12 protein-coding genes are annotated in these 14,265 nt (G+C 66.0%); 2 read left to right on the top strand and 10 right to left on the bottom strand.

The genetic code is table 11. From position 1 onward, the window contains the following. Positions 1 to 12 precede the first annotated feature (12 nt). The 7 genes from selD to SPO_RS14680 are packed head-to-tail and all read right to left on the bottom strand — an operon-like array spanning position 13 to position 8,148. The gene (selD, locus tag SPO_RS14710; RefSeq protein WP_011048599.1) at positions 13 to 2,172 is read right to left on the bottom strand and encodes a selenide, water dikinase SelD; all 2,160 of its coding nucleotides are present in this window, start codon (positions 2,170 to 2,172) and stop codon (positions 13 to 15) included. Positions 2,173 to 2,176: 4 nt separating this feature from the next. After that, positions 2,177 to 2,563, bottom strand: a complete 387-nt coding sequence (locus SPO_RS14705; protein ID WP_011048598.1) for a Na+/H+ antiporter subunit G — start codon at positions 2,561 to 2,563, stop codon at positions 2,177 to 2,179. Between the two features lie 7 nt (positions 2,564 to 2,570). Then, a complete protein-coding gene (locus SPO_RS14700) occupies positions 2,571 to 2,843 on the bottom strand; it encodes a K+/H+ antiporter subunit F (RefSeq protein ID WP_011048597.1) in 273 nt (90 codons plus the stop codon). Then, a complete protein-coding gene (locus SPO_RS14695) occupies positions 2,840 to 3,337 on the bottom strand; it encodes a Na+/H+ antiporter subunit E (protein ID WP_011048596.1) in 498 nt (165 codons plus the stop codon). The genes SPO_RS14700 and SPO_RS14695 overlap by 4 nt, the downstream gene beginning before the upstream one ends. Beyond that, positions 3,334 to 4,881 (bottom strand): monovalent cation/H+ antiporter subunit D, encoded by a 1,548-nt coding sequence (locus SPO_RS14690; protein ID WP_011048595.1) that lies wholly within the window; start codon positions 4,879 to 4,881, stop codon positions 3,334 to 3,336. Before SPO_RS14690 ends, SPO_RS14695 begins: the two co-directional genes overlap by 4 nt. Beyond that, on the bottom strand, positions 4,878 to 5,237 hold the full coding sequence (locus SPO_RS14685) for a Na+/H+ antiporter subunit C (RefSeq protein ID WP_011048594.1): 360 nt from the start codon (positions 5,235 to 5,237) through the stop codon (positions 4,878 to 4,880). Before SPO_RS14685 ends, SPO_RS14690 begins: the two co-directional genes overlap by 4 nt. Position 5,238: 1 nt before the next feature. Continuing rightward, the gene (locus tag SPO_RS14680; protein ID WP_011048593.1) at positions 5,239 to 8,148 is read right to left on the bottom strand and encodes a monovalent cation/H+ antiporter subunit A; all 2,910 of its coding nucleotides are present in this window, start codon (positions 8,146 to 8,148) and stop codon (positions 5,239 to 5,241) included. Between the two features lie 220 nt (positions 8,149 to 8,368). Here SPO_RS14680 and SPO_RS14675 point away from each other — a divergent pair, with 220 nt between their 5' ends. Both SPO_RS14675 and SPO_RS14670 read left to right on the top strand, forming a co-directional pair. Beyond that, positions 8,369 to 8,851, top strand: a complete 483-nt coding sequence (locus tag SPO_RS14675; protein WP_011048592.1) for a rhodanese-like domain-containing protein — start codon at positions 8,369 to 8,371, stop codon at positions 8,849 to 8,851. Further along, the gene (locus SPO_RS14670; protein WP_011048591.1) at positions 8,848 to 9,666 is read left to right on the top strand and encodes an alpha/beta hydrolase family esterase; all 819 of its coding nucleotides are present in this window, start codon (positions 8,848 to 8,850) and stop codon (positions 9,664 to 9,666) included. Before SPO_RS14675 ends, SPO_RS14670 begins: the two co-directional genes overlap by 4 nt. Before the next feature lie 4 nt (positions 9,667 to 9,670). Here the strand turns inward: SPO_RS14670 and mdoH are convergent, their stop codons facing one another. Genes mdoH through SPO_RS14655 form a run of 3 tightly spaced genes read right to left on the bottom strand, consistent with a single transcriptional unit; the run spans position 9,671 to position 14,264 of the window. Further along, on the bottom strand, positions 9,671 to 11,542 hold the full coding sequence (gene mdoH / locus SPO_RS14665) for a glucans biosynthesis glucosyltransferase MdoH (protein ID WP_044029313.1): 1,872 nt from the start codon (positions 11,540 to 11,542) through the stop codon (positions 9,671 to 9,673). Beyond that, positions 11,542 to 13,041, bottom strand: coding sequence for a glucan biosynthesis protein (locus SPO_RS14660; protein WP_011048589.1), 1,500 nt, complete (start codon positions 13,039 to 13,041; stop codon positions 11,542 to 11,544). The genes mdoH and SPO_RS14660 overlap by 1 nt, the downstream gene beginning before the upstream one ends. Beyond that, the gene (locus tag SPO_RS14655) at positions 13,038 to 14,264 is read right to left on the bottom strand and encodes an OpgC family protein (RefSeq protein ID WP_030003241.1); all 1,227 of its coding nucleotides are present in this window, start codon (positions 14,262 to 14,264) and stop codon (positions 13,038 to 13,040) included. The genes SPO_RS14660 and SPO_RS14655 overlap by 4 nt, the downstream gene beginning before the upstream one ends. Position 14,265: the final 1 nt, after the last annotated feature.

Raw genomic sequence — 14,265 nt, 5'->3', positions numbered from 1 at the left:
GGCTGGCCCCCGTCAGCGGGCGAGACGCAGGCCGGGCGTTTGGGTCAGCTCCCCGATCCGGGCGGCGGGGTAACCTGCTTTGACCAAATCCGCGAGGCAGACGTCGGCCTGATCGGGCGCGACAGCGGCGAGCAGGCCGCCCGCAGTTTGCGGATCGAACAGCAGCGCCGCCGCGCCGGTGGCGGGCAAGCCCGGCACCAGCGCCCGGTTGTCGGCGAAGATGGACGAGCGGTGACCCGCCTCGGACAAGGCCAACGCGCCCGCCATCAGCGGCACCGCCGCAAGGTCAAGCTCCGCCCCGGTGCCCGAGGCCTCGCACAGCCCGTGCAGGTGCCCGGCAAGGCCGAAGCCCGTCACATCGGTCATCGCATGGGCGGCGCCCAGGATGCGGGCGGCAGGTCCCTGATCCATGGTCATCAGGGCATAGGCGGCGGCCACGTCTGCGCCCGGCGCACGGCCAGCCATCTCGGCCGCCATCAGCACACCGCTGCCCAGCGGCTTGGTCAGGATCAGCACGTCGCCGGGCTGCCCGCCGCCCAGCGTGATCGGCGCTTGGGTGCACAGGCCGGTCAGGGTGAAACCGATGGTCAGCTCGTCTCCGACCGAGCTGTGGCCGCCGACAATTTCTGCCCCGGCGGCGCGCATCACCTCGGTTGCGGCGGCCATGATCTCGGCCAGGCTACGCTGTTGCAGCTCGGGTGACAGGCGCGGCAGGATCACCGTGGCGGTGGCCGCCTGCGGCGCTGCGCCCATGGCCCAGATATCGCCCAGCGCGTGATGGGCGGCGATGCGGGTCATCAGCACCGGATCCTCAGCCAGGGCGCGCAGATGGTCCGAGGTCATCACCTGCCGGACACCGCCGGTCGTCAGCAGCGCCGCGTCATCCCCGGGCAGCGGGGTCACGTCGTTGCGCACCATGCCCGGCAGCGGTGCCAGCGCCGCGCGCAGGGCGGCGCGCCCCACCTTGGCGCCGCAGCCGCCGCAAAGCGGCTTGTCCCCCAGCGCCTCATTCAGCCCGGCGCTGTGAAGCTCGGGCAGGGCGGGTTGGCCCATCTGCGGCAGGTCACGGAACCGGTCCATGAAGGTCCGGTCGATCCGGTCCTTCCAGCGCCACATGGCGGGGCCGGCAAACACGCGCCCCCATTTCTCGGCCAGGGCAGATTTGCCACCCAGCGAGATCAGCTTGAGGTAATCGGATTGCGGGCGATAAGGGCGCGGATGCCCGGCGCCAAGCGCTGCGCGCAGATTGTCATAAAGGACCGGCGCCTCGCGCACGGCATAGACCCCGGCCTTGGGGCGCGGTGTATCGGTCAGATGTGCGCAATCTCCGGCGGCAAACACCATCGGATCGCTGGAGCGCAGGCAGGCATCGACGGCGATGAACCCCTCGTGGGTGTCGAGCCCGGTTTCGGCCAGCCAGGGATAGGCGCGCGCGCCCGCAGCGCCGGTGATGAAATCGGCCTCGATCTGGCGGCCATCACCCAGTTCGACCGCTTCGGCGGAGATCCGGGCGATCTCGACCCCCTCAACCAGGGTCACGCCCAGACCGACCATCGCCTGACGGACCCGCGCGGCGGCGCCCGGGCCGAGACCCGCCAGTACGCGCGCGCGGTCGATCAATGTCACCTGACCCGCGCGGCCCCGGCTGCGCAGGGCGTGGGCCATGGCCATCACCAGTTCGGCCCCGGCGACGCCGCCACCGATTACCGCCACCCGCGCCGGGCCCGCGCCCGCAAGATAGGCGGCCCAGCGGGCAGCGAAGGGCCCCAGCGGCTTGGCCGGGATCGCATGATCGGCAAAACCCTCCATCTCGGGCATGGCCGAGGTGATGCCGACATTGACCGAGGCCACGTCAAAGCTGATCGGTGGGCGGCCCGGCACATGGATCTCGCGCTGGTCGAGGTCGATACCCTGAACCGCGCCCAGCACCACCCGCGCGCCCGCGAAGCGCGCCAGTTGCACCAGGTCGATATCCAGCGCCGCGCGGTCATAGTGACCGGCGACGAAACCAGGCAGCATGCCCGAATAGGGCGCGGTGGGACCGGGATTGATCACCGTCACCCTTGTGCCCGCCAGCGGCATCATCCCCCATTTGCGCAGCACCAGCGCATGGGTGTGGCCGCCCCCGATCAGAACAAGGTCGCGGGTGCGGGGCAGGGGCGGTGTGTGCATGATGTCAGTTGGCCGTATGCTCTGGTGTGTCGTCGTCGGGTTCGACCGCGTGGGTGGCCCATCTGCCGTCCCCGCCGGTCGGCGGCAGGGACTCGGGCGTTTCATGCCGGTGAATGTGCCATTTGGCAATGAACAGCGCCGTGACCGGCGCTGTCAGGAACAGAAACAGCGTGATCAGCAACTCGTGCAGCGAGACGTGATCCTCGAGCGTCAGCGAATGCAGGATCGAGGCGATCAGCACCCCGCCCACCCCGAGCGTGGTCGCCTTGGTCGGCGCGTGCAGCCGCGACATCGGATCCTTGAGCTTGATCATCCCGAACGAGCCGACAAAGCCGAACACTCCCGAGACGATCAGGAAGAAGGCGATAGTGATTTCCCAGATCTGGTCCATGCCGCCCTCACTCGATGATATTGCCGCGCAACATGAAGCGCGCGTAGGCCACGGTCGAGACAAAGCCCAGCATGGCGATAATCATGGCCGCTTCAAAGAAGATCTCGGAGCCCACGGTCAGGCCATAGAGGATCATCAGCGCGATGGTGTTGATCACCATCGTATCCAGCGCCAGCACCCGCGTGCCGACCCCTTCGGCGGTGATGATCCGCCACAGGCACATCATGATCGCCGCGCCGAAACAGGCAAAGGTGAAATAGATCGCATAGGTCAGGATCATTCGAAAATCTCCTTCAGGCGGCGTTCATAGCGCTGCTTGATCTCGTCGCGCACCGCGTCCGGGTCGGGTGCGTCCAGGCAATGCACCAGCAGGTTCAGACCGCGCTCGGACAGATCGCAGCTGACGGTGCCGGGGGTCATGGTGATGGTGCCCGCCAGCACGGTGATCGCCTCGGGGCTGCGCAGCTCCAGCGGGATCGAGATCCAGGCCGGTTTGCGGTCTGCGTCGCGCTTGAACAGGATGATGCCGGCCACGGTGACATTGGCCATCACGATGTCCCACAGCACGACCAGCATGTATTCGACCACCATCGGCCAGTTGCGCAGCTTGGGCCGGTCCGGCCAATAGGGCTGTGTGATGAAGGGGATCACGATCCCCAAGATCAGCCCGAACAGCAGCGAGTTGAGCGAGGGCGCATTGGCCAGCAGCACCCAGACCAGCGTCAACAGCAGGGTCAGGTGCGGGTGCGGAAAGATACGGCGCAAGAGTTTCATTTCCCGCCTCCCTTCAGGACCGCGTCGATATAGGCTTGCGGTTCGTAAAGCTGCGCCGCCATGGCGCGGGTATAATCCATCAGAGGCCCGGCAAAGAGGGTGAGCGCCGCCAGACCGGCAACCAGCCCGAAGACCGCTGCAAAGGTCAGACCGGGCATCGGCTCGGGCGCGGGCAGGTGGATCACCTCATCCTCGTTTTCCGGGTCCGGCTCGGTGTTGTGACGCTCGTCATGGCTCTGCCAGAAGATCAGCGAGCCCGCGCGCGCCAGCCCGACGATGGTGATGAACGAGCTGATCAAGATCATCGCCCAGATCGCGGCAAACTCGCCCGCGTCGCGGGCGGCATCCATCACCAGCAGCTTGCCGACGAAGCCCGACAGCGGTGGCATCCCGGCCAGCGCGATCGACCCGATAAAGAACAGCACCGCGATCAGGCCGGATTGCGCCATCGGCGGCATGCCGTCGATACGCCCGCCCTGACGCTCCATCACCAGATCGGCGACCAGGAACATCAGCGCCGCCGCCAGGGTAGAATGTACCGCATAATAAAGCGCCGCCGCCGTGGCCTGCGGGGTGAACAGCGACACCGCGATCAGCAGCGTGCCCATCGAGGCGATGGCGCCAAAGGCCGCCATGCGGGCGATATGCCTTGTGCCCAGGATACCGATTGCGCCCACCGCCAGGGTGACCAAAGCAGCGGGCAGCAGCCAGGCGCCCGCCAGCCCCTCGGCAATCGCCAGATCGGGGCCAAAGACCAGCGTATACATGCGCAGGATGGCATAGGCGCCGACCTTGGTCATGATCGCAAACAACGCCGCCACTGGCAGCGGCGCATTGGCATAGCTTGCCGGCAGCCAGAAATGCAGCGGCAGCACCGCGGCCTTGATGCAGAACACCAGCAGCAGCAGGACCGCCCCGACCCGCAGCAGGGCGGTATCCTCGGGCGGCAGTTCGGCCACCCGCACCGCCAGATCGGCCATGTTCAGCGTGCCGGTCACCGCATAAAGCGTGCCGAGCGCGAACAGGAACAGGGTCGAGCCGAGCAGATTATAGGTGACATACTGTACCCCGGCCTTGAGCCGCACCGCGCCGCCGCCATGGGTCATCAGCCCGTAAGAGGCGATCAGCAACACCTCGAAGAACACAAACAGGTTGAAGGCGTCGCCGGTCAGAAAGGCGCCGCAGACCCCCATCAGCTGGAACTGGAACAGAGGGTGGAAATGCCGCCCGCGCTTGTCCCAGCCCGATCCCATCGCATAAAGCACCACGACCAGCGCCAAGAGCGATGTCAGCAGCACGAACAGCGCCGACATCCGGTCGAGCACCAGCACGATGCCAAAGGGCGCGGGCCAGTTGCCCAGCTCATAGACCTGCACCGCGCCGCCCGAGGCCTGCGCGGTCAGCGTCAGCGCGATGCCGACGAGGCCGACGGTGCCTGCAACCGAAAAGATGCGCTGCAAATCAAGGTGATAGCGCAGCACCATGATGATGAAGGGCGCTAGCAGCGCGGGCAGCACGATCGGGGCAATGATCCAGTGGTTCATGCGTCCTCTCCCGCCGCGTCGACACTGTCCTGCGCGCTCATGTCGATCCGGTCATCGCGCGACGACAGATAGGCGCTGAGCGCGATCATCACGATCACCGCCGTCATCCCGAACGAGATCACGATCGCCGTCAGCACCAGCGCCTGCGGCAGCGGATCGGTATAGACGACCTCCTTATACTTGTTCAGTACCGGCGGCGCGTTCAGCGCCAGCCGCCCGGTGGCGAACAGGAAGGCGTTGACCGCATAGGTCAGCAGCGACAGGCCCAGGATCACCGGAAAGGTGCGCCGACGCAGGATCAGGAAAATGCCGGCAGCGGTCAGAACGCCCACGGCGGATGCAAGAAGCGCTTCCATCTCAGGCCCCCTTTTCCGTGTCTATGGTCTTGCCCTTTTCGGCCATCTTCTGCTTGGTCTCCTCGACAAACTGGCGCAGCGCCTCACGCGCGGGGTTGATATCCATCGGGAATTCCTGGGTCATCCCCGGCTGCCAGGCAAAGCGTGACAGGCTTTCCAGCGTCAGCATCACCGCGCCCAGCACCGCCAGGAACACGCCGGTGTCAAACAGCATCGCGGTGGCCCATTCGAACTCCTCCAGAGGCGGCCAGTGCAGATAGCCGAAATCGCTGGTCAGGAAGGGCATGTCGTTGAACCAGGCGCCCAGACCGGTGGCCGCCGCAATCAGCACGCCCCAGCCGATGGTGGCATGGTAATAGAACCGCTGCCGCTCGGCCGCCCAGGTAAAGCCGCTGGCCATGTATTGCATCAAAAAGGCGATGGCGACCACCAGACCGGCGATGAAGCCGCCGCCCGGCTGGTTGTGGCCCCGGAAGAAGATATAGGCCCCCACCATCAGCGCGATGGGCATCATCACCCGGGTCACCACCACCATCATCAGCGGGTGCGCGTCGCCCGATTGCGGCCAATGCGGCTTGCGGTTGAGCAGATAGGCGCGCACCTTGGTGGCCAGCACGCTTTCGGTCAGGGCAAAGATCACCAGCGCGGCGATCCCCAGCACGATGATCTCGCCAAAGGTATCAAAGCCCCGGAAATCCACCAGGATCACGTTCACCACATTGGTGCCGCCGCCGCCCTTGTAGGAATTGGCCAGGTGGAACTCGGAAATCGTCGGAAAGGCGAAATCGCGCAGCATCAGCGCATAGATCAGCCCGCCCGCCCCGATCCCCGCCACGATCGAGATCGCCGCATCGCGCAGCTTGCGCCCGTTGGTGCTGTCCACCGGGGTTTCCGTCGGCATGAAGTTCAGCGAGAGCAGCAGCAGGATCATCGTCACCACCTCGACCGAAATCTGGGTCAGCGCCAGATCGGGGGCCGAGAGATAGTTGAACGCCATCGACACGATCAGCCCGACAACGCCAATCAGCACCAGAGACAGCAGCCGATTGCGGTGGAACCACATGATTGCCAGCGTCGCGCCCACCAGGCAGATCCAGCCGATGATCGGGATGATCGTCGCGGGCAGGGGAACGCGTGTCGGAGCGCCCATGCTGCCGGTGGCATAGGCGTAATATCCGATGCCCACGGTAAAGGCGACCATGATGGCGGCATAGCGGCTGATGACGCCATTGTGCAGCCCGTCGGTCACCCGGTTCGACAGCGCCGTCAGCGTCTCGATCACCGCATCAAAGATGACCTTGGCCTCGGGCCGGGGCAGGGCGTTCCAGAACCGCTCCAGATGCCGGTGCAGCGCCAGCAGCAGCAGGCCGCCCAGAACCGCGGCAATGGACATGTAAAGCGCGGGCGCAAAGCCGTGCCAGAGCTTGAGCTTGAAGTAAGGCAGCTCTCCGCCGATCACCGCCCCTGCGGCGGCCTTGACGAGCGGGCCGGCGACGGTGGTGGAGTTCAGGCCGATGACCACGACAAGCACTACCAACAGGGCGGGCGCAAGCCACAGGCCCGGGCCGGGATCGTGCGGTGAATGCGGATAGCTCTCCTGCTCGGGACCCAGGAAGGTATGGGCGATGAAGCGAAAGGAATAGGCGGCCGAGAACAGCGCCCCCACGATGGCCAGCGCCGGAACCACGATATGGCTGTCCAGCCAGACGGTGTGGATCGTCTCTTCCAGCATCATCTCCTTGCTGATAAAGCCGTTGAGCGGCGGAATGCCCGCCATCGACAGGCCCGCGATCAGCGCGATCCCAAAGGTGATCGGCATCATCCGCCGCAACCCGCCCAACAGCTTGATGTCGCGGGTGCCAGTCTCGTGATCGACGATGCCGGCGCTCATGAACAGGGCGGCCTTGAACGTGGCGTGGTTGATGATGTGGAACACCGCGGCGACTGCGGCGATCTTGGTGCCAAAGCCCAACAACATGGTGATCAGCCCCAGTTGGCTGACGGTGGAGAAGGCCAGCAATGCCTTCAGATCGTCCTTGAACAGCGCGATGACCGCGCCCACCACCATCGTCACCAGCCCGGTGGTGGCGACGATGTAGAACCATTCGGGCGTGCCCGCCAGCACCGGCCACATGCGGGCCATCAGGAACAGCCCCGCCTTGACCATGGTGGCCGAGTGCAGATAGGCCGACACCGGCGTCGGTGCGGCCATCGCATGGGGCAGCCAGAAATGGAACGGGAACTGTGCCGATTTGGTGAAACAGCCCAGGAGGATCAGGATCAGCGCCGGCAGGTACAGCGGCGAGGCCTGGATCGCCGCTTTATGTTGCAGGATCACGCTCAGGTCATAGGACCCGGCGATATGGCCCAGGATCAGCATGCCCGCGATCATCGCCAAGCCGCCCGATCCGGTCACCGCCAGTGCCATGCGCGCGCCCTGGCGGCCCTCGGGCAGGTGTTTCCAATATCCGATCAGCAAGAAGGAGCTGAGCGAGGTCAGCTCCCAGAATACCAGCAAAAGCAGGATGTTGTCGGACAGGACGATGCCCACCATCGCGCCCTGAAAGAGCAGCAGATAGGTAAAGAACTGACCCATCGGGTCATGCCGGGACAGGTAAAACCGGGCATAGAGGATGATCAGCATGCCGATCCCCAGGATCAGCGTCGCAAACAGAAAGCCAAGCCCGTCGAGCATGAAGTTGGCATTCAGGCCCAGAACGGGCAGCCAGTCGAACCGCGCCGTCACCACGCCCCCCGCCAGGATGGTCGGGGCATGGATCATCAGACCGGTAAAGGCCAGAAAGCTGGTCAGTCCCGCCGCCGAAGCCGAAGCGTTTCGTCCCGCCCGGATCAGCAGGGCAGGGAATATCGCCCCGAGAAAGGGTAGGGCGGCGATGAGGAAGAGGGACACCGTCGATTTCTCCGCTGTTGGTTTTTCTTGTTTCCGCTTTGCAGCGATAATTTATGTCCTTGGCCGGTATTGCAAGGATGCAAAGCCCGAAGTTTCGGCGCGACAGAATGTTTCATGTATTCCGGACTGACGTATTCTTGATCATGCTTTTGCCAATCCGGGCGCGCGATCATGTCGCGCAGGTGATAGAAGCGGATCGAGACAAGGAGAGGATCAGGCCGTGAGCGGTACCGCCATTCTGACACATCCGATGGGCCGCCGGGCGGTGCTGGCGCTGGGCGGCGCGGTGCTGGCCGGGCTTGCCGTGCGGGAATATCTGCTGACACCCGAGGATTTCGCCGGTGGAGATCTGAGCGTCGAGGCGGCCCATGAGCAGGCCAACGCGGGCGCGGTGCTGCTGGTCGATATCCGCCGTCCCGACGAATGGGCCTCGACCGGGGTCGGCGCGGGGGCGCAACCGCTGGACATGCGGCGCGCGGATTTCGTGGCGGCTCTCGACCAGCTGGCGGGCGGGGATCGGGCGCGGCCCATTGCGCTGATCTGCGCGCGCGGGGTGCGTTCGGCCCGATTGGCCAACCAGCTGGCGCAGGCCGGGTTCACCTCCATCATCGACGTGCCCGAGGGGATGCTTGGCTCGCGCGCCGGTCCGGGCTGGCTGCGCGCCGGACTGCCGGTGGTGGCCCATGCCGAGGCGCAGGAATGAGGCGCGCGGCGGTTCTGGCTCTGCTGGCCGGTCTCTGGGGGCAGGGCGCGCAGGCGGGGTGCGCGGCTGAGGCAGCCCCCTGCGAGACCGCAGACGGCACCTATCATATCGCCCTGCCCGAGGCCGAGAACCCGCCGGTGTTGATCTTTCTGCACGGTCATGGCGGCGAGGGGGCGGCGACCCTGCGCAATGCCCGGCTGGTGGCGCCCTTGCTGGCGCGCGGCTGGGCGGTGATCGCCCCTGATGGCCAGTCGCGCGCCCCGGGCCGCCCGCGCAGCTGGACCTTCTTTCCCGGCTGGGAGGGGCGGGACGAGCCCGCCTTTCTGGCCCAGGTGCTGGGGGAAGCCAGCGCACGATTCGGACTGGATGCAGATAGGGCGGTGCTGGGCGGGTTTTCGGCGGGCGCCTTTATGGTGACCTATCTGGCCTGCGCCACGCCCGGGGCCTATCGGGCCTATGTGCCGGTTTCGGGCGGGTTCTGGCGACCGCAGCCCGACCGCTGTGCCGGTCCGGTGCACCTGTTCCAGACCCATGGCTGGGCCGACCCGGTGGTGCCGCTCGAAGGGAGGTTCCTGGGCGGTGGCAGGTTCCAGCAGGGCGATATCTTTGCCGGGCTGGAGCTGTGGCGCCAGACCAATGGCTGTGTCGAGCACAAGCCGGACGGCTTTGATCAGACCGGCCCGTTTCTGCGCCGCCGCTGGCAGGGATGCAGCGGCGGTTCGCTGGAATTCGCGCTGTTTCCCGGCGGCCATACGGTGCCCGAAGGCTGGGCCGACATGATGGCCGACTGGGTCGAGGCGCTGCCCGCGCCCTGATCCCTCACTCGGCCGGGTGAATCCGGCTGCCGCGTTCCAGCAAGGTCTTCAGCTCGTTGCGATAGGCGCGGGCGCTGCGGGTGATCGCGGGCTCGCGGAACTCTTCACGCATGCCGATCAGCCGCCGCGCGGTGCCCGCCGACACGCCCGACAGCGCCGAAAGCGGCACCGCCAGCGCCAGGCTGAGCGCGATGGGCGCCAGCCAGACCGAGACCAGACCGAGCGCGATGCCGGTGCCCAGCGCCAGCCCGCTCAGCGTTTCCAGCATGTGGCATTTGACCAGCGTGCCCAGCCCATAGGTGCCGCCGTCGCGGGCCTGCGGCGACCAGCCTTTCTGGATGCCCAGAAAGGTGCGGAACACCGCGATCATCTGCTGCACCATCAGGATCGGCGCATAGAGGATCGACAACACGACTTCGGAGAGGAAGGACAGCAGGAAGCGGCCGGCACCGCCGAAATCCGAGTAATGCGCGCCGCTCAGCGGCAACGCCAGCACGCCCAGCAGCTTTGGCAGCAGCAGCATCGCATACATCACCACGATGATCAGCACATGCCGGCCTTCGGTCATCTCGGGCCATTGCGGGAACAGCGGGTTGTCGGGGCTGAAATATTGCAGCACCGATCCATCCTGCCCATGCCCGATCAGCGCCCACATCACCAAAAGCGCGAACCAGATCGGCGACATCAGATAGCCGATCGCGCCGTGGAACATGTGAAAGCGCGAGACCGAGCGAAAGCCGCGCGCGTTCAGCAGGTTCAGGTGTTGCAGGTTGCCCTGGCACCAGCGGCGGTCGCGCAGCACATGGTCGATCAGGGTAGGCGGAGTTTCCTCGTAGGAACCTCGGATGCGCGGCAGGAAGCGGACCGACCAGCCAGCCCGGCGCAGTAGCCCGGCCTCGACGAAATCATGGCTCATGATCAGCTTTTCGCGCCCCGACAACGAGCGCAGCTTGGGCAGGCCCGCGCAATTGGCGAAGGCGGCGGTGCGGATGATCGCGTTATGGCCCCAATAGTTGCCTTCCTGCCCGCACCAGCGGGCCATGCCCTCGGCAAAGGCGGCGCCATAGACGCCATTGGCGAATTGCTGCATCCGGGCAAAAACCGATTGCGCGCCAATCAGTTGTGGAAAGCTCTGGATCAGCCCGGCACCGGGGTCGCGGGCCAGCGCATCGGTCAGGCGTGCGATGGCGCGGCCGGTCATCAGGCTGTCGGCATCCAGCACCAGCATCGCATCCCAGGCGCCGCCCCAGCCAGCCACCCAATCGGCGATATTGCCAACCTTGCGGTCGGTGTTTTCCACCCGGCGGCGGTAATAGAGCGCCAGGTCCGGCGCCAGCGTGGTGCGCAGCGCCTCGACGCTGGCCTGTTCCTGCGCGGCGATGGCGTCGTCGCGGGTGTCGGACAGGATGAACATGGCGTATTGATGCTGGCCGCCGCGCGCCTTGAGCTCTTCCAGCATGGTGCGGGCATTGCCCAGCACATACCAGGGCACCTCGTTATAGACCGGCATCAGCAGCGCCACCTTCAGCGGCTCTGCCCGGCCCGCCCGCGCCCGCGCGGGCTGGCGCGACAGCGACAGCATGCCCAAGAGGACGGTGCTGGCCGCAAAGGCGATCCAGAAGAAGTTGAACGAGATCAGCGCCAGCAGCACCGCCTCGAGCACCGAGATCCCGCTGTCGGAGAACCAGTCACCCATCAGCCAGACCAGCGCCAGCGTTGCCGCCATGGCGGGCGAAAACGCCAGTACCCGCCAGGGCGCCACATCGCGCTGGGGAGAGTCGGGCGGGGCCAGCGCATCACGGAACCCGGCGCTGAAATCCTGCGCCTGCATCGCCAGCGGCGCAGGCGGGGGCATGATATGAAGATCGTCGCGCATCACGCGGTCCACCTGTATAGCCAGACTTCGGAAGCGGCCTCCTTGTCGCGGCGCAGTTGCGCGCGCAGCTCGACCAGCGTCGCCTCGCCCGGGACAAAGGAGAACGCCAAGCGCATGCCACCGGTATCGGGATTGCGTTGCAGAACCGGCGGCGCGATCTGGGCATGAGGCGATTGCACGATCGGCTCCAGCCCCTCGGCATCGTCGAACAGCGGGCTGGCTTCGAAATCGATGACCACCAGCCGCCCCTCGCCAAAGGTCTTGTCGCCCATGGCGGTGCGGATCACGCGCGGCAGCGGCGTGCGGTGCGGCTCCTCGCCCCAGGTCAGGCGATAGGACAGTGTCACCTCGCTGCCGGCGGCATAGGGGGTGGCGGGGCGCCAATAGGCGACGATATTGTCATAGATCTCCTGATCGGCCGGGATCTCGACCAGGGTCACCGCGCCCTTGCCCCAATCGCCATGCGGCTTGACCCACAGGCCGGGGCGGCGGTGGTAATGCGCCTCGAGATCGGCGAAATCCGAAAACTCGCGCGCCCGCTGCATCAGGCCAAAGCCGCGCGGGTTCTCGTCGACAAACGAGGAGATTTGCAACGCGCGGGGGTTGGCCAGCGGTCGCCAGATCACCTCTCCCGCGCCGTTGCGGATCAAGAGCCCGTTGCTGTCATGCACGGCGGGGCGGAAATCGTCGAACCGGGTGCGGTCGGTGGCATCGTAGAGGAACATCGAGGTGAGCGGGCCCAGGCCCACATGGTCAAGTTCCTCGCGCGCGAACAGGGTCGCTTCGACCTCCATCACGGTATCTTCGCCGGCGGTGATCTCGAACCGATAGGCACCGGTGACCGAGGGGCTGTCCATCAGCGCATGCACGACCATGGCGCGCTGGCCCGGTTCGGGGCGTTCCAGCCAGAAGCGGATGAAATCGGGGAATTCCTCGCCCATCGGATCGCCGGTCTTGAGCGCGAGGCCGCGCGCCGACAGGCCATAGGCCTCGCCCAGACCGATGGCCCGGAAATAACTGGCGCCCTGAAAGACGCAGAACTCATCGGTCTCGCCGGGGCGGTGCATCTCGGTGCGCAGGCGCAGACCCGAGAATCCCAGCGCCTCGTCGACAGGCAGGGGCGGCACTTCGGGGCCGGTGTCGAACATGTCCATCTCGAAGGCGACCGGGCGGGTCATGCCGGCCTCGACCGACTCGACCTGAACGGCGCGCGGGAAATAGAGGCCGGGCGCAAAGAAATCGACGCTGAACGGGGTTTCGGTGCCTGCCCACAGCCCGTGGTCGATGCGGAACCGGATCGAGCGGTATTGCTCATAGGTCAGCGCCTGCCAGGGATCGGGCACGCCGGGGCGCGGCGCATAGGGGCGCGATGCCAGATCGCGCGCCAGGGCGGTCACCATGGCGCGCTCGAACGGTTCGGCAGGGGCGGCGGCAAAGGCGCGCGGCACCAGCGCCAGCACCGAGACAGAGGCCAGAAAGGAACGGCGAGACAGCATCATGTGCGCGATTTCCAGGGATGCGATTTGAACCAGGCGGCGCCATAGGCGACCGCTGTAATCAGGGCGAAGCCGAACAGGTTGACGGCAAGAACGCTGAGCGCGTCGCGCCCGGCGATGTCGAGCAGCACGCCCAGCAGTCGGGCGGCGGCCATAGAGAAGACGAAGACCGCCAGCGATTGCTGACCGACTTTGAGGATGACGTTCAGCACCATCTGCCAGGCCCGCGCCAACGCGCCATCACCCTGCGGCAGCAACCGCGCGCCCTTGTCGCCCGCCACGACCCAGCCCAGATAGGCCAGCGACAGGAAATGCACATAGCGCAGCAAGGCGAAGTCGGTCTTGTCGCGCAGCTCTCCGGTCACTTTCCAGGTCGCGCGGATCGGCTCGCTGACGGTGGGGTTCCAGGCATCGACCCACAGAAACACTTTCCACGAGCCGAACGGGGCCGACAGCACCACAAACAGCGCCGCCGCCCAGATCAGCGCCTTGTTGACCGGAGGCGCCGGGATCCAGCCGCGCATGAAGGCGAATCCGGTAAAGAACAACAGCTGCCAGCCAAACGGGTTGAAGAACCATTGCCGGTCGGACCAGGGTTCCGCCGGCAATGCCAGCACACCAGTCTGGGCCACCGCCCAGATCAGCACCGAAGCCAGCGCCATTGCCCAGAACCCGACCTGTCTGAGCCCCATCATCAGCGGCATCATCGCCAGAACCACCAGATACATCGGCAGAATGTCGAAGTAATTGGGAATGTAGGTAAGCGTAAACAAGCCCAGCATCTGCGGCATCGGATCGCCGAAGAAATGCTGCAGGTTCAGCCCGTCCACATAGCTCTTTTCAAACAGGCCCGACAGGTCCAGCGCCGCCATGCTCATGGCGGTGAAGAAGAACAGCCCGATATGCGCCCAATAGACCTGCCAGATCCGGAAGGCGATGCGCGCGGTGCCCATCCACCAGCCCCGTTTCAGAAAGGCGCCGCCAAAGGCGATGGCCGAGGCCATGCCCGAGCAGAAGACGAAGATCTCGGTCGCGTCGGAAAACCCGAACCGCGCCGGAATCCAGCCGGCCCAGGGGTTGAACGGAATATGGGCCACCAGGATGATGAACATCGCGATTCCGCGAAAGAAATCCAGCCGCAGGTCGCGGGTTCTGGCAGCCGTGGCCGCGGCGCGGGGCGCCGTGGCGGTGGGGGCGAAATCAGCGGCGGGCGAAATTGTCGCCATA

This window comes from Ruegeria pomeroyi DSS-3 (assembly GCF_000011965.2).
GTDB lineage: Bacteria > Pseudomonadota > Alphaproteobacteria > Rhodobacterales > Rhodobacteraceae > Ruegeria_B > Ruegeria_B pomeroyi.
The sequence above is the reverse complement of the archived record's forward strand: the minus strand, read 5'-3'. Positions and strand labels throughout refer to the sequence as shown.